Source organism: Aureimonas glaciei (genome assembly GCF_014643375.1).
GTDB classification, from domain to species: Bacteria; Pseudomonadota; Alphaproteobacteria; order Rhizobiales; family Rhizobiaceae; genus Plantimonas; species Plantimonas glaciei.
Window position 1 is genome coordinate 700,029 of sequence record NZ_BMJJ01000001.1, and the last position, 25,347, is coordinate 725,375.

A 25,347-nucleotide genomic window follows, 5' to 3' on the forward strand; every position below is an offset into this window, starting at 1 on the left:
GCTTTCCGATCAGCGAGGGTTGTGGGCTCGGAACTAGGCGTCCGGCGTCGCTTGCCAAGGCGCCTGCCGCCGCGGTCACGGCGTGATGCGGAATTTCGCCAGCAGCCGCAAGCCGACGATCGCGATCCAGGTCATCATCCAAACCGGATCGGCCCGCTTGAACAGGAAGCTCTCGAGAAAGGAGGTCAGGAGGCAGAAGGCCAGCACCATCAGGAGGAAGTCCGCCAGCCGCTCGTTCTCCGGCGAGGGGCGGCTGTTCACATAGTCCTTGAACGGCAGGACGATGAGCATCGCGACCGCCGGTAGCAGCGCCGGCCAACCGAAGGCGATGGCGATGTCGAGATAGCCCGAATGCGAGTTTACGATGCCGCGCGGATCCCAGGAGAGTTCGAACGGCGCTTCGGCCCGCAGGATATGGTCGCTCAGCCAGAAGGATTCGAAGCCCCAGCCGGTCCATTGCTGCGCCTGCATCTCATCGAGGGCGAAGCGCCAGAGGTCGGTGCGGCCGGTGAAGGTCGTGCCCGGCAGGACGGCCTGCAGGATGCCGTCGAGAAAGGGCGAGAGAACGGTTCCGATGGTCAGCAGAGCCATCGCGACCATGGTGATCGACAGGATCAGGATCGGCAGCACCCGGCCGCCGAAGACGCGCGCGCCGATGACGAGGACGGCGACCATCGGCACCAGCGCCGCCGTCGTCTTCGAGCCGGTCTTGTAGACGAAGAGACCGGCGAGAATGGCGATCAGCCAGCCGCGCCAGCGATCGCCGCCGCGCACGAGATAGACGCCGCCGAAGAACAGGGCGGCCATGACCGGGCCGGCGATGTTCTTGTGCGCGTAGATGCCGCGCCAGAGGCCTGCATGCTGCGGCTCGTCGCCGCCCGCGCCGTGGATGGCCAGATCCGGCCAAAGGACGATGCCGACATAGGACAGGCCGAGGACGGCCAGCGCCGCGATTGTCAGCACCTGGCGGAAGGCGCGCTCGCTCGGCGGGAAGGACACGACAGCCGTCGCCGCCAGCATGGCGAACAGGGAGAACAGCACGGCGCGGAAGGCCGCGTCCGGCGTCGCCGACTGGGTGACGGAAAACACCATCCAGGCGACCATCACCAGCCAGGTCGGCCGCAGCAGGGCGAAGACGACGCGCTGCGTGGAGAACATGGCGTGACCGATGAGGGCCAAGAGGCCGAGGCTGCCGAAGCCGAGCTGATTGACGAGGTTTCCCGTACCGCCCGCCGTCTCGGATTCCGAGACGAAGGGCGTGAAGGAGACCAAGAGCGCCGTGAAGATACCCGCCGCCAGGGCCGTCTGCACGGCATGGACGGCCTGCTCCTGCGGCGAGGCGTCAGTTCTGTTCGGGGCGGCGATACTGTTCATTGACCTTCCCGAACTCGGCCATCAGGCGTCCGATGGCGACATGGATGGGATAGAGCCCGATCATCGGCGAACGGGTCCGGGCGGCGAGTTTGAGAAAGCGCCAGGGCGACAGAGCGAGAAGACCGAGGCTTTTGGCGAGGATTTTCAGCCGGCCCGACGGGCTCGCATCGGCGCGCCGCTCGATCAGCGCGGAAATCGCGCCATTGCGCAGGCTCCTCGCCTGCAGCCAGGAAAATTCGGTGCGCCGCGCCGGCGTCGTCTCGCAGACGGGGGCCTCCTGGCACCAGGCGAAGCGGAAGCCGCGGCGCCGGCAGCGGGCGTAGAAATCGCTGTCGCCGCCGCCGATGAAGTTGAAGGCGGTGTCGAGAAAGGGCGGCCCCATCGCCTCCAGCACCCGGCGCCGGATCAGCACATTGCCCGAGGAATAGAGGATCGGGACGGGGCCGGTTCGGGTATAGGGCGCGGTGAAGACGGGATGGCGGCGGACGCTCTCGGTCGCGCCGGCCTCGAACACCGGGCATTGCGGCGCGCCGACGAAATCGGCGTCTTCCCTTTCCGCCGTCGCGACGAGGCGATCGATCCAGTCCGCGCCTGCCCATTCGTCGTCGTCGATCACGAGAAGGTGCTGCATGGCCGGAAACCGGGCGAGGGCCGTCTGCCAGCCGGCATTGTAGGCGGCGCAGTTGCCGCGTTCGTGTGCGACGAGGACGAGGCCCTCTATCGTCCCGGCTGAAAACAGCGGCCCGGCGGCACCAAGACCCTCGCGCCCCGCCGCGTCGTTCTCCATGACGATCACCGCGAAGCGCCGCGCCGTCTTCTGGGCCGCCAGCGAATCCAGGGTCTTCAGGAGATGTTCGGGCCGGCGGAAGGTCGGCAGCGTCACCACGATCTCGTGCGCCGGCGCCCCATCCCGCAGGAGATCGGGAGAGACGATTTCGATCGTGATGGAATCGTCCATGCCCGCCCCAGCCTCGAAGCGCCCTGCTTCTGCCCGCGCGCATTGCACCGCATAATCATGAAGAGCGGCTGAACGGGCGGCGAAAACCGCTGGACGTCTCGCGTTTTCATGGGCGGCTTAGCGTATTTGAAACCGGTCTCTGCCAAGCTCCTGGCTGTCGAAGCGGCGTCGGTCGGAGCGAATGCACCTTCTTTTCATCAGTTCCCTCCTGCCCGATGGCAATGCGGCGTCGGGATTCGAGCTGGCCAACCGCGCAATCGTCGAGGAGTACCGTCGACAGGGGGTGCGGCTGACCCTGGCCGGCTTCCGTCGACCCGGATCGGCGGCGGCGGCGCCCGGCGACATCGATCTGGGAGAACTGGCGATCGAGAACGCCGCCGTCGGCCGCGGGCGGAAGCTCGCCTGGCTGGCGCACGCCCTCTGGGCCGGCCTGCCCATCTCCGCGGCCAAGCTCGCCGTCCTCGATCCGCGCATCCTGCGCCGGAGACTGGCCGCGGCGGGGCCGTTCGACGGCTATGTCTTGAATTCCGTCCAGATGCCGATCGCCTATCCGTTTCTCCTGGCCGACCGGCCCTCGGTCTTCATCGCGCACAATGTCGAGCATCTCTCCGCCGAGGAAAACGCGCGCGATGCCCGTTCTTGGGCTGCGCGCCTGCTCTACCGGCGCGAGGCGCGGCTCTTGGCGATCAGCGAGCGCCGCATCTGCGGCCGGGCCGCGGTCATTCACCCGCTGAGCCGTGACGACCAGCGCCTGCTGGGCCTCGGCCAGCATCCGGCCTGCCATCCCCTGGCCCTTTCGATCGGCCGGTCGACCTTGCCCGATACCGGCCGCCGGACCCAGGACATCGGTCTCATCGGCACCTGGAGCTGGGCCCCGAACCGAAGGGGCCTCGACTGGTTCGTCGAGGAGGTGGTGAAGCTCCTGCCGGCCGATCTCCGGATCGCCATCGCCGGCCGCTTCGACGGTCCGCCGCCGCCGGCCCCCGCCAATGTCCGCTTCGTCGGCCGCGTGGAGGACGCGCAGGCCTTCATCAAGGCCTCGCACGTCGTTGCATTGGCGACGCGCGGCGGCACCGGCGTCCAGCTGAAGACGATCGAGACGTTCGAGGAGGGGATGCCGGCCGTGGCGACGCGGGCCGCGCTGCGCGGCGTCGACCACACGCCCGACAATGTCCGCGTCGCCGACGAGGCAAAGGACTTTGCCGCGGCGCTGGTGGCGATGGTGGCGGGCGCGCGGGCGGGAACGGTCCGGCGCGGCAACGGCTTTGCCTTCATGCTCGGCCAGCGGCATGCCTTGTCGGCCGCTGTGCGTCGCGGCCTGGCCGACCTCACCGCCTTGCTCGAACCGGCCGGCCGGCCATTGCCGCCCGCCAGGACGGACGATGTCGGGGCCGACACGGACGGGTCGGTGCCGGCCGGGATGATGCGTCGATGACCGATCTCGCCCGCCGCGCTTTGGCGCCGAACGCCTTGCCCGAGGCGGCTCCCGGGGAGACCCGGCTGATCGGCGGCGTTCGCGTCACGGCGGCCCGGGGCGAGGCCGTCGCGCGCGACATCGCCGGGCGGCTGAAGACGGGGACCTTCACCAAGGTCGCCTTCGTCAACGCGCATTGCATCAACCTCGCCTATGAGCGGGGCGAGTACCGGCGCGCCCTGGCCGATTTCACGGTGCTGCCGGACGGCGTCGGCGTCGACCTCGCCTCGCGCCTGCTCTTCGGCAGGCCGTTCCCGGAAAATCTCAACGGCACCGATTTCGTCCCCTTTCTTCTCGGCCGGCTGCCCGGGGGGGCGCGGGTCGGCCTGATCGGGGCGCGGCCGGGCGTTGCCGAGGCCGCCGCGGCAAAGTTCGCCGCGGACTTGCCGCAGCATGACTTCCTGCCGATCTCGGACGGCTTCTATGCCGAGGGAGCGGAGACCGAGGCGGTGCTCGCCCGAACCCGCGACGCCGAGGTCGATATCGTCCTCGTCGCGCTCGGCGTGCCCCGCCAGGAACTCTTCATCGCGCAGCACCTGACCGCTGCCGAGACGACCGTGGCCATCGCCGTCGGCGCCCTGTTCGACTTCAAGGCAGGAATAGTCCCCCGGGCGCCGGCGGTCGTGCGGCATCTGCGCGCGGAATGGCTGTTCCGGCTCTGCGCCGAGCCGCGCCGTCTCTGGCGCCGCTATGTCTTAGGCAATCCGAGATTCCTCACCCATATCCTGCGCGAGAGGCGGCGGCGTTCCGCAGCCGACGCGCTCTGACCCTCTCCGCCGGAACAAGACCCCTGGAACGCGCGATCCTCCCCTCCGCCATCGTCACGTCCAGCTATCGCGGCGACTTCGAGCGCTGCCGGCTTTTGTGCGACAGCATCGACGCCCGCGTCACCGGCATCACCCGGCACGTCATCCTCGTCGAGGCCGCCGACATGGCGCTGTTCGGGACCTTGGCCGGTCCGCGGCGCGAGATCGTCTGCGAGCGCGACCTTCTGCCCTTCTGGCTGCGGCCGTTTCCCGATCCCATGAGTCTGGGCCGCCGCCGCATCTGGCTGTCTCCGAAAGGGCCGCCGCTGCGGGGCTGGCACGTGCAGCAGCTGCGGCGCATCGCCATGGCCGCGACCATGCCGGAAGCCGTGCTGATCTCCTGCGATTCCGACGTCGTCTTCCTCAAGCCTTTCGACGCCGGCAGCCTCCAGCACGACGGCGCCGTCGAGTTCCACCGGATCGCCCACGCCTTTTCAGATCTGCCCGAACCGGCGCTCGGCGAACACCGCGCCTGGTCGCGGAAGGCGGGCGACCTGCTCGGCCTTCCCCGGACCGTGGTCAATGAAACCGGCTATATCGCCACCCTGATCGCCTGGCGCACCGATACCGCGCGCGAGATGGTGGCGCGCATCGAGGCGGTCGGGGAGCGCCCGGCCGTGGCGAGCCTTTCCGCCACGCGGCTCCTGTCGGAATGCACGATCTACGGCCGCTTCGTCGACGAGGTCGAGGCGCGGCCGGACCGGCATGTCGCCTCCGAGCGCCGCCTCTGCCGGATCTACTGGAGCGGCGGCGCGATGAGCGGGGCCGAGATCGAGGGCTTTGCCGAAACCATGGCGCCGGATCAGGTCGCGGTCGGCATCCAGTCCTTCACCGGCACCGGCATCGGGCTCATTCGCCGGGCTGCGGGGCTGGCGTGACCGGCGCGGCCGGGCGGCCCCGTCCGTGCCAGTCGAAGGCGGTGTAGGTGGCGACGGCCGAAACCAGCCAGAGCGCCGCGAACAGGCCGTTCATGCCCGCGATCCAGGCGGTGCCGCGATCGTCGAAATGGCCGAGCAGGAGCGCCAGGAGCCCCGCTTTGATCACCCCGACCAGAGCCAGGATCAGCGCCCGAACCGTCGTCTTGCCGCGGGCGTAGAGAAGCTCGCTTTGGAATTCCACGAGATTGCGGAAGGCCGGGACGAGCAGCGCCAGGAGGACCAGCGGCGCGGCATCGGCGACGTTGTCGCCGAGAGCGGTCGGAAAGATCGCCAGGAACCCGCCGAGGAAGGCGAGGCCCGCGATCGACACGGCCGCGATGCCGGCCTCCAGCGAGACGCGAAGGCGCCAGGAGGCCAGCGTCTGCGGCGCCTTCATCAGCTTCTGCACGAGCATGGTGTTGAAGGCGCGCACCGGAATTGCGGTGAGGTCGACGAGGCGCATCAGGATGGCGTAGAGGCCGGCGATGTGCGGCCCGCCGAGCGACAGCACCAAGAGCTTGTCGAGTTCGGACTGCAGATAGAAGATGATCTCGGCGCTGGCGACGGAGACGCTGTCGCGCCAGCGCGCGAGATAGAGCGACGGCGCAAAGCGCAGCCGGATCCGGGGATAGAAGAAGAGGATCGCCCCCAGCATGGCGAGCGCATTGGCGAGAAGATAGGCGCTGGCCCAGGCGATCAGCGAATGGTCCGAGAACAGGGCGAAGGCCAGGGCCGCCAGCGTGCGGACGGCGGAGCCTGAAATCGCCAGGATGGCGGCGCGGCCGAAACGGCCGAGGCCGTTGTTGACGATGCAGACGACTTCCAGGACCCGCCAGCACAGGACTTCCGCCGCGACGATGGCGGCAAAGGCCAGGATGCTCATCTCTCCCTGGAAGAAGACCGCGTAGAAGCCGGCGGCCACGAGCGCGACGAGGGGCAGGGAGGCGAGGAGCGCGGCCAGAAAGCCGGCGGTATAGACGCCGACCAGCCTCGGCCGGCCGGTCGCGACCCGGTAGAGCGGCGAGACGAAGCCGAAGGCGGCGATCCGGGACAGGACGACGCCGGTCGCCGAAGCCGTCGCGAAGCGGCCGAAGTCCGCCAGCGACAGGGCATTGGCGACGCAGACGAAATAGCCGAGCGACAAGACCAGCCGGCCGAGCGACCCGCCCATCAGATGCGCATAGGCCGTGACAAGGCCGATATTGCCTTTAAGCTTGGCCATCAGCGTTCCGGCCTGCAGCATCATCGGTCCTCGAGCGAGAAGAACATGGGTCTGACCAACAGAAGCAGCGACCGCGGGTCGCCCGTCGCGTCCCCGACATCCTCGCCGTCGGCAGGCAGCATAGGCGAGGCGGGATTAACGCGCCGTTCGCTGCTGCGCGGCGCGGCGGCCCTGGCCGCAGCCTCCCCCTTCGGATCCGCCCGCGCGGCAGGCAGCGCCGTTCCCTTCGGTGCCGCCATCCAGATCGAATATCTCGACAGCGATCCCGCCTATACCCAGGCTTTTCTCGACCACTGCGACATCATCGTGCCGATGAACGAGCTGAAATGGGAAGCCCTGCGGCCGACGCGGGACGCCTTCGACTTCGCGTCGGCGGACCGGCTCGTCGACCTGGCGCAGAAAAACGGCCGGCGGTCGCACGGCCATACCCATGTCTGGTGGAACGCCCTGCCGGGTTGGGTGGAGAGGATCTCGGCGGCGGACGAAGCGGAACGGGTCCTCACCGAGCACATCGAGGCGGTGATGGACCGCTATCGCGGCCGGGTGGAGACCTGGGATGTCGTCAACGAGGTGATCGCGCACGATCCGGCGAACGAGGGCGTGCTGCGCGACAGCTACTGGATGCGGGTCCTCGGCGCGCGCCACGTTCCCATCGCCTTCGCCGCCGCGGCGCGGGCCGATCCCTCGGCGCGGCTGATCCTGAACGACTACGACCTGGAATTTGCCGGCGACCGCTACGACCGCCGTCGAGCCATCGTGCTCGACATCGTGCGGCAGCTGCAGGACGCCGGCATCCGCATCGACGGCATCGGGATCCAGGGCCATCTCTACGCCGACCAGGCGATCGACATCCCGGCGCTCGCAAGGTTCGGCAGGGAACTGAAGTCGCTCGGCGTCTTCCTGCAGATCAGCGAGCTCGACGTCATCGACTGGAACATCGACGGCGGGCCCGAGGAGCAGGATGCGGCGGCCCTCGTCGTCGTCGGCGACCTGCTCGAAGGCGTGTTCGCCGCAGGCCGTCCCGATGCCGTCATCACCTGGGGGATGACCGACCGCTACAGCTGGATTCCCGACGTCATGCCGCGCCGCGACGGCAAGCCCTCGCGGCCGCTGCCGCTCGACGCCGACTACCGGCCCAAACCCTGGTTTGACCTGATCCGCCGACGGCTCGCCTGACCGGGCGCGGCCCGACGTCGCCGGCGATCCCGGGATCGCCGTTAATGCTTTCTTGTCCATCCAGGCCGCATTATGCTTGGAAACTTATTACCGTCCGGTGTCATGTTCAATTCCGACGAAACATCAGCAAGGGCCGGGAATGCCGCGGGCGCGAAGGCGCTGCCGGCGCCGGGCCCTGCCATGGCTGTCGGGGAGGAACGCCGGCGATCCCCGCGCGGCCCGGTGATCGATCCGGTCTACGTCGCCAAGGCCGTCTGGAACAGCAAGCTCCTGATCGTCGCCACGACGATCCTCGGCCTCGGCCTCGCCGTCGCCCTCGCCATATCGACCCCTAAGCGCTACACCGCGACGACGCAGATCCTGATGGACCCGCGCGACCTCAAGGTCGTCGCCAACGAGATCACGCCGAACGGCCTGCCGTCCGAAGGCACGCTGGCCCTCGTCGAGAGCCAGACCGCGGTGATCATGTCGAGCAACATCCTGTCGCGGGTCATCGCCAAGGCCGATCTCGAGGCCGATCCCGAATTCAACGGCACCTCGGTCGGCGGCCTGTCCGGATGGCTGCCGCCGGCGCTGACGAGCCTGTTCGCTGGCACCGACGCCGCGCAGGGCGACCGCGAATACCGGACGCTCGAGCGGCTGCGGCGCGCGATGACCGTCAGTCGCGAGGCCAAGAGCTTCGTCATCAACCTCTCGGTCGAATCGACGGATCCGGAAAAGGCGGCCCGCATCGCCAATCTTACCTCGGAAGTCTTCATCGCCGAGCAGGGCCGCGTGCAGTCCGACACCGCGCGCCGCGCCACCGACTCCCTGTCCTCGCGCCTCGCCGAACTACGCCAGAGCGTGGTGCGGGCCGAGAGCGCCGTCGAGGACTACAAGAGCCAGAACGCGCTGATCGGCGTCGGCGGCCGGCTGGTCGACGACGAATACATCACCCGCACCAACGACCGGCTCGCCCGGGCGCGCGGCGACATCACCGCGCTGCGCGTCAAGGCCGACTCGATGCGCTCGGCCAGCGTCGAGGACGTGGTACGAGGCACCCTGCCGGAGGAACTGGCGTCGGAAGCCCTGGTGCGGCTGCGCCAGACCTATGCCGAGCTCGCCCAGCAGCAGGCGGTCCTCGGCACCAAGCTTGGTCCCCGGCATCCGCAGCGCATCGCCAGCGAGGGCGCGCTCACCGCCTCGCGCCAGGCGATTGCCGGCGAACTGCAGCGCATCGTCGCGGCGGCCCAGACGGAACTGGCGCGGGCCGAGGCGACCGAGCGCGACCTGACCGCCCAGCTCGACGAACTCAAGGACAAGCAGGTCACCACCAGCGGCGCCTTCGTCAAGCTGCGGGAACTGGAGCGCGAGGTCGATGCCTCGCGCGCGGTCTACGAGGCCTTTCTCCTGAGGGCGCGCGAGACCGGCGAGCAGGAGAGCCTGAACACCGCCAATGTCCGCGTCATCTCCGAAGCGACCCCGCCGCTTCTGCCGAGCAGCCTGTCGCGCAAGACCGTGGTGGTCGCCGGCGGCCTGCTGGGTTTCCTCGCCGGGATCGGCATCGCCGGTCTTGCCGCGATGTTCCGGCTCCTGCGCGCAGTGTTCGCCGACCGCCGCCGCCAGCGCACGTCGCGCTGGGGCGAAGGGACCGACGCGCCGGGCGCCGCGATGCGGGCCCCCGTGCCCGCCGCCCCGGTGAACGCCGCCGTGATGCCCGCTGCCCCGGTGCCTGCTGTCCCAACGCCTGCTGCCGTGATCCCCGCTTCCGAGACGCCGGTCGCCGCGGTGCCGGTTCCGGCCGCTGCCCCGATGCCTGCGGCCGCAATTCACGCCGACGGGCTGGCGACGACCGTGATGCCGCCGACGACTGTCGTACCCGGCACGCGCGCCGACGCCGCGGAACCGCGCAGCCCGGCCGACACTGCGGACGTCGCCGACCCGATCCCAGCCGGGGTCGAGGAGCCCCGGATCGCCGATGCCATCGCTCCGTCCGCACCGACCCCGTCAGACGAGTCCGCGACGCGTCGCAGCGACCATGCCGGAGCGCCGGGCCGGGAGTTGCCGGCCTCCCGCCTCACCGACGCTCCCTCGCTCGACTATGCGTCGGCCTTCCATGCCGGGAATCGGCTCGAAGGCACCGGCCTGACGCTGGCCGATGCCGGCCGGACCAGCGCCCCGGAGGTCCGCCAGCGGGCTTCGCTGCGCGACCGGGTGCGGGCCATCGCCGCGGCCGATGCCAAAGACGCCGAACGACGCGACGCCGCGGCGCCGCCCCTCGACCCGACGGTCGCGACGCTCCGCGACGAGATCGAGACCGTGAAGCAGGCGATCGCCGACATTCGTCGCCGTCGCGAACTGACCCGCGGCTCGTGACGCAAGGTCGAGCCTGAACCTGCAGGTGCCGAAGCGCCCGCGGAGTGTCCCGCAGACGCGCGGCCCGTCGCCGGGCTCGACCTTTTCCTGGGACCGGCCGCCCACCGCGCCGGCGCGGTGCGCCGGGCGTGTGGCTCAGTCGGCGAGAACGCGCTGAGACGGGAAGGCAATCTCCACCAGCGTGCCTTCGCCGGGGGCCGAGCTGATGGCGAAATTCGCCCGGTTCGCCTCGACCATGGCCTTGGTCAGAGGCAGGCCGAGCCCCGTGCCCTCGCCGCGGGTGGCGCCGGGCGGATGCACCTGCTGGAAGGGCGTGAGGGCGATGTCGATCTCGCGCTCGGACATGCCGATCCCCGAATCGCGGAAGCGCAGCAGCACTTCGCCATCGGCGGTATAGGTGGTCGAGGCGATGATCTGGCCGCCCGCCGGGGTGAAGCGGATGGCGTTGGCGATGAGGTTCAGCGCGATCTGCCGCATGGTCCGTCGGTCGGCCACCACCGGCGGCACCGAGGAAGGCAGGTTCGAGCGCACGATCACCCGCTCGCGGTTGGCCTGCGGCTGCATCAGCGACACGACCTCGGCGATCACCTCGTTCAGCGACACCGCCTCGAAGGCGAGATCGAGCTTGCCCGCCTCGATCTTGGAGATGTCGAGGAGGTCGTTGACGAGGTCGAGCACGTGGTGGCCGGAACGCTTGATGTCGCCGAGATACTCGATGTAGCGCTCGTTGCCGATCGGCCCGAAGCACTCCGAGGCCATGACGTCGGCGAAGCCGATGATGGCGTTCAGCGGCGTGCGCAGCTCGTGGCTGATATTGGCGAGGAACCGGCTCTTGTGCAGGCTCGCCGCTTCCGCCTGGCGGCGGGCGTTGACGAGATCTTCCTCGATCCGCTTCCAGTGTGCGATGTCGCGGATGACGACGCACCAGCCACGCTCGCCCGAGAGTCGGCCGATGGTGATGAAGAGCGGGATGGCGCCGCCCTGCGCGACCTGGCCGATCACCTCGCGGCCGTCGTTCAAAATGCCGGCGAGGCCCTCCTCGCGCAGCATTTCGAGATAGTCCAGCGTCGCCTGCTGGCTCTCGGGCGCGAACAGGCTGGAGAGGTGCAGGCCGCTGTGGGCGTCCGGGCCAAGGCCGAAGAGGGCATGGGCCGAGCCGTTCATGGCGCGGATGATGCCGGCCGGATCCAGGAGGACGATGCCGTCCGTGGCGGTATCCAGCACCGCCTGCAACTCTTCGACCTGCTGGCGCAGATCGGCTTCCACGGCCGGCCCGCCGGGCTCGGACGGGGTTGCGGCCACCGCGGCGATCTCGCGCGGCGAGGGCGAGAACGACATCATCAGGCAGGAGCGGCCGCCGAAGGTCGCCCGCTGCATGTGGACGCGCACGTCGGCGATCTGGCCATTGGAGCGGCGGATGGCGAGCTCGCCCTGGCGAACGCCGTCGGCCGGTTCGGCGAACAGCGCGTCGAGCCCCCCAGCCGCTTCCAGCGCGGCGAGGTCCGCATAGCCGCTGAGATCCTGGAACTCGCGATTGGCATAGATCAGCTTCTCGTTCATCTGGACGAGCATGGGCAGCGGCAGGGTGGCGAAGATCGCCTCGATCTCGGCGGCGATTTCGGCCGGCAGCGGGCTGCTGGGAGCTTCCGCAGCTTCGTCGGTCTCGTCCGCGCCGAAGTCTGTACTCGCGGTCTCTTCGACCGCGGTCTCTGACGCCGGCGCCGAAACCGTCGTCGCGTCGTGCGTCGGGTTGCTTGATCCTGCCGCATCCGCTTTCGCGCCGGCGGTCAGCGCGTCGTCCCCAAATCCTTCTGCATCGTGCGACGGGCCGCCGTCCACGCCCGGCAGCACGTCGTTCTGCTGCGCCGGTGCGGGCAGGGCGACCATGTCGGCCGGCCTGGCGGGCTCGGCCGGCTCAGCCGGCTCGGTCGTCGACGGCACGAAGCTCTCGGTCCCGCCGAGGGCGGGCGCCGGCATGTCCTCGACCGTCGCCGGCGAGGCGTCTTGCGCCGGAGCGCCGGCCGCACGGGCTTCCGCCGCCTCGGCGGCCGGCTCCTCTGCGGGCCCGCCGCGCTCGTCGCGGGGCGCCTTCGCCCGATCCCGGCCGAGCGTCGCGCCGATGGCGCGGAAGGCGGCTTCTTCGGCAAGCGAAAGTCCGGCGTCCCGCGGCCTGCGCCGTTCTTCCAGACGGATGACCTTCGGTTCGCCGGCGTCCTCGTCCGGCCGCGCGTCCGGGGACGCGGCGGGCACCAGCGGCGGCTCCGGCCGACGGCCGAAGGATGCCGGCGGCGTCGCTGCCTCGAATGTGGTCAGCAGCGGGCGACCGGGGGCCTCTGGGAGGTTGGACCCTGGAGCCTGCGCCGCGCCGGCCTCCGGCGTCCCGTTGTTTGGCGCCCCGGCGTCCGGCGCGAGCGTCTCCGAAATCTCCACGAGAGGGGCATCGGACACGTCCGGCGTGAAGGCGCCGAAATCGGCCAGGATCATGCCGATCGCGTCGGGATCGGGGACCGACTCGTTCATGCGCACGATGCCGAAGCCGCGGAAGCCGTCGAAGCTGCGGTCGCGGGCATAGACCGGCAGGGCCGCCAGATCGACCGGCACCTTGCGGTCGCTGGCCTCGACCGGCCAGAGAATGCTCCGGCCCGACCAGGTGTCGCGGCGCTCCAGAAGGCGCGAGATCTCGCCCGAGGTGTCGAAGCCGAAGACGTCGGCGACCTCGCGGAAACTGCGGCCGGCGACGTCGGCGGCCTTGGCGCCGACAGCGGCCGAGAACTCCGGCGTCAGCGAGCGGAATTTCCCGTCGCGGTCGATCTGCCAGACGAAGCGCACGGGGGCGCCGGAAAAGCTCGGAACAAAGGGCTGCCGCCCCGCGGGGGGCTCGGTCGTTGGCGCTGGCGCCGTCGCCACGGCGGCATCGCTGTGCGCTTCATCCAGACGGGGCTCTTCGGCTGTCCGAACGGCTTCGGGGGCGGCGACGGGCATCATGGCTGCAGGAGAGGCTTCCTCCGGCATGGTCGTCGGCGCCAGCCCTTCCGGCCGGCTCCGCTCCTCGCCGCCCGGGCAGAGATCCTCCTCGGCCGGTACCTCCAAATCCTCGTCGATCGTCTCGTCGAGATCGGCGGGCGTCTCGGGGACCGTGTCCGGGGGCACGGCCGGTATCGGCTTTTCGACGGAGGGCGCGCTTTCGCCGTCGCCCCAGACCGGGGCGTCGTTCGGCACCGTCCGGTCGCGGTCGCCCAGGGTCTCCGGCATCGGCCTGTCGTCCTCCGACCGCGGGCGATCGCCAGCATCGCTTTCGGGTGCTGCCGGGAGGGGCGGGGCGGCTGACTCCACAGGGGCGCCCCAGGCCGAGCGCAGTGGGCGCATCGGGGCGGGCGGGCTCGGCCGGTCCGCCTTGTCCGCCTCGGCCTGCGCCAGGATCGGCGCGAGTCCGTCAGCATCCGTCTGCTCCGCCTCGCCGCCAGCCGGTTCCGGCTCCGCCGTTTCGACGGAAGCCGGGAAGGGATCGGCACCGAGGTCCAGCGCCGCGTCGCCATCGGCGGCGGGAACTGCCCAAATCGAGCGCTGGCGCGTCGGCTCCGCCGGCGCCGGGACGGCTTCGGGAGGCCCATCGCTTATTCCGTCCTCCCGGACCTCATCGTCCTGCGGCAGAGCGGCCGATGGCTCGGGGGGCGTCGGCCTGGTGCTCATCCATCCGGCGTCTGCCGGCCCGGAGTCCGCCGCGACCGTGTCCGCTGGCCCGGTGTCGGTCTGTTCGAACGCCAGCAGGTCCGAGCGAGGGACGTCAGCCGCTGCGTCCGTGCCTGCCTCCGCCGCGTCCGCACCGGCCTCCGCCGGGGTGGAAGAGTCCGCACCGGCCGCGCCCGCTTCCGGCGAGTCCGGCGTTCCGGCCGGGCGCCAGGCGGGGGCCAGACCGGTCGGCGTGCCGCGGCTGTGCCAGCGGCGCACGATCGCGCTCATGCTGGTCGCCTCGAGGCTTTCCAAGGCTGGCGCGCTCGGCGTCGGCTCGCTGGGCAGGTCCCCTTCATCGGCAACGGCAGCGGCGGTAGGGCCGGGTGCCGGCGCGTCGACCGGTGTTTCGACGGGCGCATCGGAGCGCTCGGCAGCCGGTTCGGGCGCGCCGGGCTGGTCCTGCCAGACGAGCACCAGGTCCCGCGCCACCCGGGCGAGGGTCAGCCGGGCATCGGCCCTGTCGACCACCCGCTGTGGCAGGTCGGAGTCGAGGAGCGCGGCGATCTCGGCCGGCAGGTCGTCGACCGAATTGGCTGCGGCGCTCGAAATCCGCGTGCCGTCCCGGCCGTAGATCGCCGCGTCTTCCAGGCCGCTTTCCCGCAGCAGCCGGTCGGCCAGCACGCCGAGCGAGGCCGCCACCGGGCGCACGGCGGCGGCAGCGAGGATCACCACTTCAACGCCTGCTCGCGTCGCCACGCGCCGAAGGTCCGCCACCACCGGCTGGGCGGCGAGGCCCGTGGCCGGCCGCAGCAGCAGCCGGGCCTCGCCGCGCGTCTCGATCAGCCGCGCCGTCGCCCTGATCTGGCGGCTGAGGCCGGAGGTCGGCGACAGACTCGGGCGATCGTCGGAAAGGCCGAGCAGAACGCGCCCGGCCTGGTTGGCCCACAGGACGCTGTCGAGTTCCGGTGCCAGCACGACGAGCCCATCGCCGGCTTCGTTGGCGCCACGAAAATCCCCGAGCGTCATGATGTCGAGCGGTGAGAATCCTCTCGCTGTGCTCATAGGGGACCGATCCGATACAGAGGGGCCAGCCCATTTACGGGATGGCGAGTGCTTAACAGCTCCTTAATAAAGGGCGTCAGCGAACATATCCAGAATCTTCGTCTCCCCGTGCGGGTGGCAGTCGAATGAGGGTTAACAGGAGCCTGCCTTCACCCGCCACCCGGGTGTTTATGTTGCATTGCACAATAGAATGTGCTAACAGAAGAGGCAGGCGGACTGAGCGGTCCAGCGCCACTCGAGAGACGACGGAGAAGAAATCGAGACCGCAAGGGAGACAGGAAATGTCCAATACAACCAGCAGCAAGGCGGCTGAATCGGCCAAGGCGAACGCGGCGGAAGCCAAGGGCGCCACCGAGGACATGATGGCCGCCGGTCAGAAGACGGCTCAGGACATGATGAACAACGCCCAGAAGGCCACCCAGGACATGATGAACAGCGCGCAGTCGATGATGGGCATGGATCCGTCGAAAGCGACCGAGACCTTTCGCGCCCTGACGCAGAAGTCGATGGAGCAGTCGAAGGAAGCCTATTCCCGGATGAAGACGGCCGCCGACGAGGCGACGCGCGCCCTGGAATCGACGATGGAGCACGCCCACCAGGGTTCGCTCTCGCTTTCCAAGAAGGCGATCGAAGCCATGCGCTCGAATGCCGAGCAGGCCTTCTCGCACCTGGAGAAGCTGATGGGCGCCAAATCCTTCGCCGAGGTCATCGAGATGCAGACCGGCTACGTGCGCAAGCAGATCGAGACCGCGACCGACCAGTCCAAGGACATGCAGGCGCTGTCGCAGCAGGTCGCTCAGGAAATGATGAAGCCGGGCCGCGAGGCCTTCCAGAAGGCCGCCGACGCCGCCAAGCACTGATCCTGACGGCGGGGCTAGGACGCCTCCCTTTTATCCCGGGCCGCGCCACACCGCGCGGTCCGGGATTTTGTTTGGAGCCGAAGCGGCCATCCCGCGCGGCTCGTATCGCCTGCGCCACGGTTTGCCCTTGCGCCGGAGGCCGAAAGAATTTATTGCCTCGCCTGGGCGCCTCGATGTGCCCTGCATGCGGTTGTAGCTCAGTTGGTTAGAGCGTTGGATTGTGGCTCCAGAGGTCGGCGGTTCGAACCCGCCCAACCGTACCATTCGATTTCAGAGTAAAATCAAGAGCTGAACGCCGCAGCGCGGATGAGGCCGCCACGGTGACGTCCTGCTGCCGCTGACCTAGTTCTGGCGGCCAGATGGGCCCGGGCGGACGCTGTCGATGGCGCGGCGGATGGCGTTTTTCCGGGGGCGTTTGGCCAAGGTCGGTTGCAGGTGGCCCTTCAGGATCTCCTCGCCGATCGCCGCCTTTTCCTCTTTCGTCAGATCGCGGCCCCGCATATGCGTCGCCTCGGCCTCCCACTGCTTCATCATCGGCTCGGTCATCGTGTTCTCCCGGGTGCGCCGCCCATCCTGGCACGGCACCCGACAACGCCGCTCGGCGCCATCCGTTCAAATGGCCATGGCGCTCACCTGGCGCGGGGCGGGACCAGCCTCCCACGGCAGGGGAGCCGCGGCTTGTCGCCGTCGAAGCCTCAACGGCTGGCCTGGGATTTCCATGATGCTCGGGCAATGCCCCTGATCGCGGGAAGACGATCGAGCCGCGTCAGGACGCCGATCCACAGGGACGCCCTTGCGCCCGGATGCATCCAATCCCCCGGGCGGGCGTTAGCAAACGTGACGGGCCCGTCGGGGCCCCGTGCGATTGATTGGCCATTCATGGTCGTGCATTTCCGGAGAAACATCATGCAGATCCCCAAGGGAGCCACCGTTGCCGTTCTCGACGGCCAGAAGCTCAGCCTGTTCCACAACACGGGCGACGAAGCCAACCCCTCGCTGACGGCCGCGCCTACCCCCGCGATCGACACCGACAACAAGAGTGGCGGCGTCGGGCATCCCAGCAGTTCGGCCAATCCCGCCGACAGCCAGCAGGACGAGGACGGTTTTACCGCCGGGATCGCCGACGTGCTGAACAAGCGGGCCATCGAGGGCAAGCTGAAGGATCTCATCGTGGTCGCCGCGCCGCGGGCGCTGGGCGAGCTGCGCAAGCACTATCACCAGAAGCTGAAGGACGTCCTCGTCGGCGAACTGTCGAAGGACCTGACCGGCCACACAAGCGACGACATCCAGAAGGCGATCGCCGCCGCCTAAGCGGAACGACGGGAGCGGGGGCGGGCTGGCAGGAAGTGCCGTCCGCCCAACAGGCCGCCCGCTTAGCGTCGCGCTACGTCGCGGAAGTGTCTCGTCAAAAGAGCTTTCCCTGCCCCTCGACGACGATCTTGGCCCGCGCCGCGCGCTTCGGGCGGAGGGACGTTTTGAATTCCCCCGGCGCCCCCTCGACCGCCACCGCATCGCGCCGCTCGTTGCCGGCAAATTCCACCGCAAAAGCCATGCCGGGAAGCAGCCCCTCGGCGCGGGTGATCGGCACGTCGTCCGCGCCGCGGATGATGGCATAGCCACGCTGCAGGATTTTTCGCGGGTCGAGGCTGGCGGCGACGCGGATCGCGGCCGACAGCGCTTGCCGGCGCCGGTCCTGGCGGGCGCCGAACGCCTGTTCGAAGCGCGCGGCGAGGCCGTCAAGGCGGTGGCGCGCCTGCAGGCTGTGCGCGGCGACGACATGCGGGCGCAGGTCCGACTGCAGGCGCTCGAACCGCTGCCGACGGCGGCCGACGAGGCCTTCGAAGGCGTGCGCGGCAGCGCTGTCGGCATGGCGCAGATCGGCGCGCTTCTCGCGCAGGAGCGATTCGAGGCTCCCCGGCGACAGTTTCGATCCAACGTCGCCATAGGCCCGGCGCTTTTCGCCGACGGCCATGGAAAGGCAGCGGCGGATGGCCGTCGCGGCCTCGTCGAGCCGGCGCCGCGGCAGAGCGAGAAGCATGTCCGGCGTCGGCAGCGCTCTGGCCGAGGCGGCGACATGGCGGCGGCTTTCGCCGAGCCGGCGCGACACGGCATTGCCATGGCGGGCGTGGAGGGCGGCCAGCGTCGCGACGAGGTCCGCGCGCACCGGCACTGCCATTTCGGCCGCGCCCGTCGGCGTCGGCGCCCTGACATCGGCGACATGGTCGAGCAGCGACCAGTCGGTCTCGTGGCCGACGGCCGAAATCAGCGGAATGGCCGAGGCCGCCGCGGCCCGCACCACCGCCTCGTCGTTGAAGCTCCAGAAATCCTCCAGGCTGCCGCCGCCGCGCGCGACGATGATCACGTCCGGCCGCGGCAGGCCGTTGGAGCCGTCGAGGGCGTTCAGCCCGGCGATGCCGGCCGCAACCTCGGCGGCCGAGGTCTCGCCCTGCACCCGCACCGGCCAGACGATCACATGCACGGGAAAGCGGTCGGCGATGCGGTGGCGGATGTCGCGGATGACGGCGCCGGTGGGTGACGTCACGACGCCGATGACACGGGGCATGTAGGGCAAAGGCCGCTTGCGCGCGGCGACGAACAGGCCTTCGGCCTCCAGCCGCAGCCGCCGCTCGTTCAAGAGCGCCATCAGCGCGCCGGCGCCCGCCGGTTCGATCTGCTCGATGACGATCTGGTATTTCGACGAGCCGGGGAAGGTGGTGAGCTTGCCCGTCGCGATGACCTCCAGCCCTTCCTCCGGCTTGAAGGCGAGCTTGGTGAAGGCGGTGCGCCAGATCACCGCTTCCAGCCGGGCCCGGTCGTCCTTCAGGCTGAAATAGGCGTGTCCCGAGGAGTGCGGGCCGCGATAGCCGGAAATCTCGCCGCGCACCCGGACATGGTCGAAGGCCTCCTCGACCGTGCGCTTCAGCGCTCCGGAAATTTCCGAGACGGAGTATTCGGCGAGATTGGAGGCAGCGGATTCGTCGGCGATGCTCATGCGGTCCACTCTGACGACCCGCGGCGCCGGGTCAAGCCATGCGGCCCCGGCCGCTTGCCTCTACCAGCCGGCGGCGACGATGCCGGGCATGGATTTCGGCGCGCGCACGGCGCGGCTCTCCGGCAGCCGGACGAGCGCGGCGTCGTTGGCCGACGGCGTCCGGTTCTGCAGGCTGTCGCGGATATGGGCGATGAGGGCGTTGACCACCGGCCGGTCGGAATTCTTCGCCCGCATGATGCTGATCTCGGCATCCTCCAGATGCGGAAATCCGTCGGCCTCGCCGAGCACCCGCATGCCCGAGCGCAGCGCGCATTCCGGCAGGACGCTGACGGCGAGCCCCGCGAGCACGGCCGAAGAGACGATCGTCGCCGACCAGGAGGTGAAGAGGATGCGGTAGGGGCGCTCGATTGCGTTCAGCCCGTCGATGCAGAGCTTGCGCCAGTGGCAGTCGTTGCGGCCGATCGCCAGCGGCAGCACTGGCTCGAGATGCACCGAATGCGAGGCGGAGGTGACGAAGTGCAGCGGTTCGCGCCGGATCGTCTCGGACTGCAGGGTGCGCGTCGGGCAGACGAGGGCGACGTCGAGCTGGCCCTTCTCGATATGCTCGATCAGGCTCGTCGTCGTCTCGCAGGCGATCTGCAATTCGACGCGGGGATTGGAGCGCGAGAAGCGCGCCATGATCTCCGGCAGCAGCCGCTCGGCGTAATCGTCCGGCAGGCCGATGCGCACGAAACCCTCGATCGAATCCTCGTCGAAGGCCGAGAGCGTCTCCTGGCTGAGCGCGAGCATCTGGCGGGCATAGGTGAGAAGCCGCGCGCCGTCGTCGCTGAGCTTGGTCGCCCGTCCCGCGCGTTCGAACAAGGTCACACCGAGGCGTTCCTCCAGCCGCCGCATCTGCATCGAGACGGCCGACTGGGTCTTGAACACCTCGTCGGCGGCGCGGGTGAAGCTGCCGGAATCGACGATGGCGACGAAGGTGCGCAACTGGTCCAGGTCGAGAGGAGAGGCCATGGCTTTATCCATCATCGGGACTGATGCTTCATATAACCAACATTCGTTGGTTTGATCAATGGTGCTTGGTTATAACGCTCTTGTCAGACAGAACCGGCGACCCAGCCAACCCGCAAGGCCCATGCCTTGGCGGGAACGGCAACGCCTTGTCCGACGCCTGCAACGGCTGAACATTGGAGACATGGCCATGACGACCTTTCCGCGCACCCCGCTTGCGGGCGGCTGGCGCACGCGCATCCCTTCGCCCCGCATCGTTTTCGCCGGCGCTGCCGCGATGCTCCGCGGCCTGCGTAACCGCCGCGCCGCCTACCGGCTCGCCGAACTGCCCGACTACCTGCTGAACGACATCGGCCTTCGGCGCGACGACGTGCATGAGGCGCTGAACCGCGGCTGGCAGGAAGACCCGACCTTCCAGCTCGCCATCAAGGCATCGAGGCGCCGTCGCGGCCTATGAGACGACCTGCTTTCCCCTCTCGACACTGAACGGCCCGCGATGTGCGGGCCGTTTGCATTTTGGGGATAACGCAGCGTGTCCGTCACGGCGGAAGTCAGAACGACGTGCCCTCGCCTTCGTCGACCACCTGGTCGATCCGCATGGCCAGCACCTTGTCGATGCGGCGGCCGTCGAGATCGACGACCTCGAAGCGCCAATCGCCCCAATCGAAGCTTTCCCCGACATTCGGGATGTGCCCGAATTCCTCCAGCACGAAACCGGCCAGCGTCTCGTAGTCGCGGTCCTTCGGCAGTTTCAGCCAGCTGATCGCGCGCTCCACGTCGTCGATCGGCATGCCGCCGTCGAGCAGCCAGGAGCCGTCGCCGCGTTTCACCACGCTGTATTCGTCATGCTGGCCCTCGGGCAGCGATCCGGCAATGGCGACGAGAATGTCGGTCGGGGTCACAATGCCCTCGAAGGACCCGTACTCGTCGAGCACGATGGCCATGTGCAGATTCACCGCCCGGAACCGGTCGAGCAGTTTCAGGACCGGCATGGTCTCGTTGACGAAGAGCGGATCGCGCACGGCCTTGGCGATGTCGAGGACGCCGCCGTCGCGCTGCTGTTCCAGGAGGTCCTTGGCCTGGACGACGCCGATGATGTCCTCGGCGTCGCTGCCCATCACCGGAAAGCGCGAGTGGCCGGAGGAATGGATCTCGTCGAGGATCTCAGCCGGGCTGTCGGAGACCGAGAGCCAGACGGTGTCCGGGCGCGGGACCATGATCGAGCGCACCGAGCGGTCGGCGATCCGAAGGACCCCCTCCAGCATCTCGCGCTCCTTCTCCTCGAACACGCCGGTCTGCGTGCCCTCGGCGATCATCGCCTTGACGTCCTCTTCCGTCACCATGCTGGAATCCTCGGCGCTCGCGCCGACAAGCTTCGAGACGGCCATGGTCGACATGCGCAGGAGCCAGACGATCGGGGCGCCGACGGTGGCGAGGCCCTGCATCACCGGGGCGACGGCCACCGCGATCGATTCCGCCCGGGTCAGGGCGAAGCGCTTGGGCACCAGTTCGCCGAAGATCAGCGAGAGATAGGTGATGATGACGACGACGATGACGAAGGCCGTGGTGTCGGCGGAGGAGCCGAGCGTGGGCTCGAGGATGTCGGCCAAAGGCTCGGCAAAGACCGACCCGCCGTAGGCGCCGGCAAAAATGCCGACGAGGGTGATGCCGACCTGAACGGTGGAGAGAAAGCCGGTCGGATCCTCGACCAGACGGAGCGCCCGGGCGGCGCTGCGGCTGCCGTCGTCTGCCAGTTGTTGAAGCCGGGAGCGCTTGGCGGAGACCATCGCCAGCTCCGACATCGCGAAAAATCCGTTGAGAAGGATCAGGAAGAGGATGATCAACGCGTTGATCAGAAGCATTTCGACACCGGTCTCCTGCCGTTCCCGGCGTTTCACATCGTTCGAGATAGGACTCTGTCGCCGCAAGCCAACCGCTGCAGCCGACATTGCAGCTCACGCCGCCTCTGTTTGCGTCCGCAACGCCCCCGCCAGTTGCGGCGACGCCCGCTCGAGGGCGAGCGGCAAGGGACGTCAGCCCGCCTTCGCCGTCCCCTGATAGCGTTCGAACAGGTTGGCCATCTCCTTGGCATACTCCGCCTGAAATTTCTGCCCCGAACGGAAAAGATCGTCGACGAGCGTCTCCGTCGGTGGCGCGTCGACATCTCCGGCTGGTTCCGGGGGCGGGGGCGTTGCCGCGGCTGGCGCAGGGGCCGGCGGCGTCGGGGCGGCTTCGGTCGGCGCGCCCATCCCCTTGCTGAAGGCGTCGAAGAGGGCCGCGAAGGCCTGGATCGGATCGAAGGGCTTCGGCATGTCGGCAGCGGCGGCCGGGCGGGGCGGGCTGGGCGCCGGCGGCATCCAGGCCTGTCCGGCCTTCACCGCCTCGGCGAAGGTCTGGGAATAGGCGGAAGGCGACCAGGGATCGAAACTCGTCCCGCGCCGCGCGGCACCCTGGTCGGAGGGATGCGTCAGGGCTTCCACAGCATTGGCGCCGCGTCGCATCATCTCCGCGGTCGCGCTGCCATAGTCGCCGGTGGCAAGGCCAGGGGGCTGGTTGCGGGCGAGGCCGGCCAGCGTCGAGCGCACCAGCGTCTCCATGGTCAGCATCGCCAGTCCCGGCATCATCTGCTGCATCGTCGCCGGGGCGATGCCGGCAAAGGTCGAGGCCTGCCGCGCGATCGCGCCGGTCAGCGCATCGGAGCCGAACATGGCCTGCATGAAGGCCTCGGCGGGTTGGGCCTGCGGCAGGCCGAAAGCCGCACCGGCCGGCATCATCGCGGCATAGGTCTTTGCGAGGTCCCCCCAGGCGGCGGGATTGGCCAGAGCACGCTGCAGGCCGAGCGCGAAGGCGGGCTGCATTGCCTCCTGTGCCTTCTCAAGCTCCGTCTGGGTCAGGCGGAACTGGGCGGCGAGGCTTTCGGCGAAGAGTTTCGGGTCGCTCGCCGTCAGCCAGTCATCGAAGCTTGCCATCCCGCTCTCCCTTCGCGCCCTGGCGAAGGACTGATCCCGCCGGCGCGAACGGTCAGCATGAACGGCTTTGGCGCCGCTGCCAAGCGGCGCCCGCCGCTCCGGGGGCGCCGCCGGACAGGGAGTCAGTAGGTCAGGTGCTTGAACACGCGCGCCATGTCTTCCTGCCATTCCGTCTGGTAGAGCCGCAGGAGTTCCTCGGCCGAGGTCGTGCCGCGCGCGGTGACCTCCTCGAGCGGGGCGAGGAAGACGCTTTCGTCATTGCCCTCGTCGTTGAGACGGTTGCGGCGCTTCAGCCCGCCCTTGGCGATGGCGAGGCTCTCGCGGGCGAGGTCGAGCACCGTGCCACCGCGGAAGGGCGTGGCAAAACCGCTCTTCGGCACTTCCGCGCGGAGCTTGGAGACCTCCTCGAAGCTCCAGTCGGCGGTGAGTGTCTCGGCCGCGTCGAGCGCCTCTGCGTCGTAGAGCAGGCCCACCCAATAGGCCGGGAGGGCACAGATCCGCCGCCAGGGGCCGCCGTCGGCACCGCGCATTTCCAGGAAGGTTTTGAGCCGGACGTCCGGAAACAGCGTCGAGAGATGGTTCGTCCAGTCGCCCATGTTCGGCTCGGGGTCGGACACCCGGTCCTTGAAGGCGCCGTCGAGGAACTGGCGGAAGGTGACGTCGGTGGCGTCGTTGTAGCGGCCGTCGCGCATGACGAAATACATCGGCACGTCGAGCGCCCATTCGGCATAGTCGGCATAGGTGAAGCCGGGCTCGAAGACGAAGGGCAGAAGGCCCGAGCGCTGGTTGTCGACATCCGACCAGACGTCGCAGCGCCAGGAGACGAGGCCGTTCGGCTTGCCCTCGGTGAAGGGGGAGTTGGCGAACAGCGCCGAGGCGATCGGCTGCAGGCGCATGCCGACCTGCATCTTGCGGCGCATGTCTCTCTCCGAGGAGAAGTCGAGATTCACCTGGATGGTCGTGGTGCGGTACATCATGTCGAGGCCGCGCGTGCCGACCTTCGGCATGTAGGCGCGCATGATGTCGTATCGCGATTTCGGCATCACCGGCGTTTCGGCCAGCGTCCAGATCGGGCTCGAGCCGAGGCCGAGGAATTCGATGCCGAGGCCCTTGGCCACCTGGCGGACGTCGGCCAGATGCTTGTTCGATTCGCGGCAGGTGTCGTGGATGGTCTTCAGCGGCGCGCCGGACAGCTCGAACTGGCCGCCGGGCTCCAGCGAGATCGCGCCGCTGCCATTGCTGCCCGCGAGGCCAATCAGCTTGCCGTCGTCGATGATCGGCTCCCAGCCGGACAGTTTCTGCATGCCGTCGAGGAGCGCAAGGATCCCGCGCTCGCCCTCATAGGGCACCGGCGACAGATCTTCCGGGTAGAAGCCGAACTTCTCGTGCTCGGTCCCGATGCGGAAGGCTTCTTCCGGCTTCTCGCCGCTCCGGAGATGGCCGACGAGATCGTCCATGGAGGCGATCGGGGTCAGATCGGTGGTGTCGCGCGCCATGGTGCGTCCCTGCATGTGCCTGGCGGTCGCAATTTCCGACCGATCGGTTCGAATGGTTCTTTCCGGCGCTTCCTGAAATCTTTCGCCGCCTCGCGCAAGACAAATCCGTTGAACAGCGACGCGGCCGGCGCGCGACGGTCGCCGCCCCGCCCTCTCTCACCAGTCGCCGACGGCTGCCTGCACCACCGCCATCGCCGCCACCGCCGCCGTGTCGGCGCGCAGGATCCGCGGCCCGAGCGAGATCGGCGTGACGAAGGCGCATTCCATGAGGGAGGCCCGCTCGTCGGCGGAAAAGCCGCCTTCCGGGCCGATCAGCAGCGAGACCGGGCGCGAAGGATCGGCCCGCAGCACCTCGATCGGGCTGGCGGCGTTCTGGCGCTCATCGCAGAAGACCAGCCGCCGCGCCGGGTCGAAGCCGGCAAGGAGGTCGGAAAGCCGGATCATCTCGCGGCACTCGGGAAGGGTCAGAATGCCGCACTGCTCGGCGGCCTCGACGGCGTTGGCGCGCATCCGGGCGAGGTTCAGCCTCGGCGCCTGGACGTGCTGCGTCATCACCGGCTGCAGCACGCCGGCGCCCATCTCCACCGCCTTCTGCACCATGTAGTCGAGCCGGGCCGACTTCAGCGGCGCGAACAGATAGTGCAGCGCCCCGGCCGCCGTCTGCGCGCGCAGGCAGCGCTCGGGCACCAGCACGAGCCGCTTCTTCGATAGGCGCTGCAGGCGGGCCCGCCACTCGCCGTCGCGGCCATTGAACAGGAGTACGGTGCCGGCCTCGCCGATGCGCAGGACGTTGACGAGATAGTTGAGCTGGTCGGCATCGGCCTCGATGCCGACGCCCTCGGCCAGATCCGGCTCGACGAAGAGGCGCGGGCTTTTGAAGTCGTGATCGGGCAAGGCGGCTCCTCGGCTGTCGAGTCGCCGTCCGGAACCGGGCGAGGCGACGTCTCTGTGCATGCCCCGGTGTGATGGATTTGCGCGGCGCGGACAAGGGCGCCGCGCGCGCCGG

The 25,347-nt window shown here is 69.1% G+C and carries 19 protein-coding genes and 1 tRNA gene; 9 read left to right on the forward strand and 11 right to left on the reverse strand.

Features of this window, described 5'->3' with window-relative positions:
* Positions 1-75 precede the first annotated feature (75 nt).
* Both IEX88_RS03235 and IEX88_RS03240 read right to left on the reverse strand, forming a co-directional pair.
* Positions 76-1,374 (reverse strand): O-antigen ligase family protein, encoded by a 1,299-nt coding sequence (locus IEX88_RS03235; protein WP_188849100.1) that lies wholly within the window; start codon positions 1,372-1,374, stop codon positions 76-78.
* On the reverse strand, positions 1,343-2,332 hold the full coding sequence (locus tag IEX88_RS03240; protein ID WP_188849101.1) for a glycosyltransferase family 2 protein: 990 nt from the start codon (positions 2,330-2,332) through the stop codon (positions 1,343-1,345). Before IEX88_RS03240 ends, IEX88_RS03235 begins: the two co-directional genes overlap by 32 nt.
* 181 nt (positions 2,333-2,513) lie before the next feature.
* On the opposite strand from IEX88_RS03240, the gene IEX88_RS03245 reads away from it, so the two are divergent.
* From IEX88_RS03245 to IEX88_RS03255, 3 genes are read left to right on the forward strand one after another with little or no spacing between them, the layout of a single operon-like run.
* A complete protein-coding gene (locus IEX88_RS03245; RefSeq protein WP_188849102.1) occupies positions 2,514-3,767 on the forward strand; it encodes a glycosyltransferase in 1,254 nt (417 codons plus the stop codon).
* Positions 3,764-4,573, forward strand: coding sequence for a WecB/TagA/CpsF family glycosyltransferase (locus IEX88_RS03250; protein ID WP_188849103.1), 810 nt, complete (start codon positions 3,764-3,766; stop codon positions 4,571-4,573). Before IEX88_RS03245 ends, IEX88_RS03250 begins: the two co-directional genes overlap by 4 nt.
* 50 nt (positions 4,574-4,623) lie before the next feature.
* On the forward strand, positions 4,624-5,490 hold the full coding sequence (locus tag IEX88_RS03255; protein ID WP_188849298.1) for a DUF6492 family protein: 867 nt from the start codon (positions 4,624-4,626) through the stop codon (positions 5,488-5,490).
* Here the strand turns inward: IEX88_RS03255 and IEX88_RS03260 are convergent.
* On the reverse strand, positions 5,462-6,751 hold the full coding sequence (locus IEX88_RS03260; protein WP_188849104.1) for a lipopolysaccharide biosynthesis protein: 1,290 nt from the start codon (positions 6,749-6,751) through the stop codon (positions 5,462-5,464). The two genes, IEX88_RS03255 and IEX88_RS03260, sit on opposite strands and share 29 nt — an antisense overlap.
* A gap of 45 nt (positions 6,752-6,796) precedes the next feature.
* On the opposite strand from IEX88_RS03260, the gene IEX88_RS03265 reads away from it, so the two are divergent.
* Both IEX88_RS03265 and IEX88_RS03270 read left to right on the forward strand, forming a co-directional pair.
* Entirely contained in the window at positions 6,797-7,927 is a 1,131-nt protein-coding gene (locus IEX88_RS03265) for an endo-1,4-beta-xylanase (protein ID WP_188849105.1), read from the forward strand.
* Positions 7,928-8,107: 180 nt separating this feature from the next.
* Positions 8,108-10,282: a GumC family protein gene (locus IEX88_RS03270; protein ID WP_188849106.1), complete on the forward strand. Its 2,175-nt coding sequence runs from the start codon at positions 8,108-8,110 to the stop codon at positions 10,280-10,282.
* 135 nt (positions 10,283-10,417) lie between these two features.
* On the opposite strand, the gene IEX88_RS03275 is transcribed toward IEX88_RS03270, so the two are convergent.
* Positions 10,418-15,016, reverse strand: coding sequence for a histidine kinase dimerization/phospho-acceptor domain-containing protein (locus IEX88_RS03275; RefSeq protein ID WP_188849107.1), 4,599 nt, complete (start codon positions 15,014-15,016; stop codon positions 10,418-10,420).
* Positions 15,017-15,297: 281 nt separating this feature from the next.
* Between IEX88_RS03275 and IEX88_RS03280 the strand changes: the two genes are divergently transcribed.
* Both IEX88_RS03280 and IEX88_RS03285 read left to right on the forward strand, forming a co-directional pair.
* The gene (locus tag IEX88_RS03280) at positions 15,298-15,876 is read left to right on the forward strand and encodes a phasin (RefSeq protein WP_244639781.1); all 579 of its coding nucleotides are present in this window, start codon (positions 15,298-15,300) and stop codon (positions 15,874-15,876) included.
* Between the two features lie 186 nt (positions 15,877-16,062).
* Positions 16,063-16,139, forward strand: a tRNA-His gene (locus tag IEX88_RS03285).
* A gap of 79 nt (positions 16,140-16,218) precedes the next feature.
* Here IEX88_RS03285 and IEX88_RS03290 read toward each other — a convergent pair.
* Positions 16,219-16,422: a hypothetical protein gene (locus IEX88_RS03290; protein ID WP_188849108.1), complete on the reverse strand. Its 204-nt coding sequence runs from the start codon at positions 16,420-16,422 to the stop codon at positions 16,219-16,221.
* A 360-nt stretch (positions 16,423-16,782) separates the two neighbouring features.
* On the opposite strand from IEX88_RS03290, the gene IEX88_RS03295 reads away from it, so the two are divergent.
* A complete protein-coding gene (locus IEX88_RS03295; protein WP_188849109.1) occupies positions 16,783-17,187 on the forward strand; it encodes a host attachment family protein in 405 nt (134 codons plus the stop codon).
* A 94-nt stretch (positions 17,188-17,281) separates the two neighbouring features.
* Here the strand turns inward: IEX88_RS03295 and xseA are convergent, their stop codons facing one another.
* Positions 17,282-18,868 (reverse strand): exodeoxyribonuclease VII large subunit, encoded by a 1,587-nt coding sequence (gene xseA, locus IEX88_RS03300; RefSeq protein WP_188849110.1) that lies wholly within the window; start codon positions 18,866-18,868, stop codon positions 17,282-17,284.
* 60 nt (positions 18,869-18,928) lie between these two features.
* The gene (locus IEX88_RS03305; RefSeq protein WP_188849111.1) at positions 18,929-19,879 is read right to left on the reverse strand and encodes a LysR family transcriptional regulator; all 951 of its coding nucleotides are present in this window, start codon (positions 19,877-19,879) and stop codon (positions 18,929-18,931) included.
* A 187-nt stretch (positions 19,880-20,066) separates the two neighbouring features.
* On the opposite strand from IEX88_RS03305, the gene IEX88_RS03310 reads away from it, so the two are divergent.
* Positions 20,067-20,333, forward strand: a complete 267-nt coding sequence (locus IEX88_RS03310; protein ID WP_188849112.1) for a YjiS-like domain-containing protein — start codon at positions 20,067-20,069, stop codon at positions 20,331-20,333.
* Between the two features lie 94 nt (positions 20,334-20,427).
* Here the strand turns inward: IEX88_RS03310 and IEX88_RS03315 are convergent, their stop codons facing one another.
* The 4 genes from IEX88_RS03315 to IEX88_RS03330 form a co-directional block, all read right to left on the reverse strand.
* Complete coding sequence (locus IEX88_RS03315; protein WP_188849113.1) at positions 20,428-21,738, reverse strand: hemolysin family protein; 1,311 nt, start codon at positions 21,736-21,738, stop codon at positions 20,428-20,430.
* 171 nt (positions 21,739-21,909) lie between these two features.
* Positions 21,910-22,845, reverse strand: a complete 936-nt coding sequence (locus tag IEX88_RS03320; protein ID WP_188849114.1) for a hypothetical protein — start codon at positions 22,843-22,845, stop codon at positions 21,910-21,912.
* Between the two features lie 122 nt (positions 22,846-22,967).
* Positions 22,968-24,341: a glutamate--cysteine ligase gene (locus IEX88_RS03325; RefSeq protein WP_188849115.1), complete on the reverse strand. Its 1,374-nt coding sequence runs from the start codon at positions 24,339-24,341 to the stop codon at positions 22,968-22,970.
* 156 nt (positions 24,342-24,497) lie between these two features.
* The gene (locus tag IEX88_RS03330; protein ID WP_244639783.1) at positions 24,498-25,235 is read right to left on the reverse strand and encodes a 16S rRNA (uracil(1498)-N(3))-methyltransferase; all 738 of its coding nucleotides are present in this window, start codon (positions 25,233-25,235) and stop codon (positions 24,498-24,500) included.
* Positions 25,236-25,347 lie beyond the last annotated feature (112 nt).

Coding starts and splice junctions, on each gene's coding strand:
- IEX88_RS03290 (WP_188849108.1), bottom strand. CDS start 16,422: ATGACCGAGCCGATGATGAAGCAGTGGGAGGCCGAGGCGACGCATATG.
- xseA (WP_188849110.1), bottom strand. CDS start 18,868: ATGAGCATCGCCGACGAATCCGCTGCCTCCAATCTCGCCGAATACTCC.
- IEX88_RS03250 (WP_188849103.1), top strand. CDS start 3,764: ATGACCGATCTCGCCCGCCGCGCTTTGGCGCCGAACGCCTTGCCCGAG.
- IEX88_RS03325 (WP_188849115.1), bottom strand. CDS start 24,341: ATGGCGCGCGACACCACCGATCTGACCCCGATCGCCTCCATGGACGAT.
- IEX88_RS03280 (WP_244639781.1), top strand. CDS start 15,298: ATGTCCAATACAACCAGCAGCAAGGCGGCTGAATCGGCCAAGGCGAAC.
- IEX88_RS03245 (WP_188849102.1), top strand. CDS start 2,514: ATGCACCTTCTTTTCATCAGTTCCCTCCTGCCCGATGGCAATGCGGCG.
- IEX88_RS03260 (WP_188849104.1), bottom strand. CDS start 6,751: ATGGCCAAGCTTAAAGGCAATATCGGCCTTGTCACGGCCTATGCGCAT.
- IEX88_RS03305 (WP_188849111.1), bottom strand. CDS start 19,879: ATGGCCTCTCCTCTCGACCTGGACCAGTTGCGCACCTTCGTCGCCATC.
- IEX88_RS03275 (WP_188849107.1), bottom strand. CDS start 15,016: ATGAGCACAGCGAGAGGATTCTCACCGCTCGACATCATGACGCTCGGG.
- IEX88_RS03315 (WP_188849113.1), bottom strand. CDS start 21,738: ATGCTTCTGATCAACGCGTTGATCATCCTCTTCCTGATCCTTCTCAAC.
- IEX88_RS03320 (WP_188849114.1), bottom strand. CDS start 22,845: ATGGCAAGCTTCGATGACTGGCTGACGGCGAGCGACCCGAAACTCTTC.
- IEX88_RS03270 (WP_188849106.1), top strand. CDS start 8,108: ATGGCTGTCGGGGAGGAACGCCGGCGATCCCCGCGCGGCCCGGTGATC.
- IEX88_RS03265 (WP_188849105.1), top strand. CDS start 6,797: ATGGGTCTGACCAACAGAAGCAGCGACCGCGGGTCGCCCGTCGCGTCC.
- IEX88_RS03235 (WP_188849100.1), bottom strand. CDS start 1,374: ATGAACAGTATCGCCGCCCCGAACAGAACTGACGCCTCGCCGCAGGAG.
- IEX88_RS03240 (WP_188849101.1), bottom strand. CDS start 2,332: ATGGACGATTCCATCACGATCGAAATCGTCTCTCCCGATCTCCTGCGG.
- IEX88_RS03310 (WP_188849112.1), top strand. CDS start 20,067: ATGACGACCTTTCCGCGCACCCCGCTTGCGGGCGGCTGGCGCACGCGC.
- IEX88_RS03295 (WP_188849109.1), top strand. CDS start 16,783: ATGCAGATCCCCAAGGGAGCCACCGTTGCCGTTCTCGACGGCCAGAAG.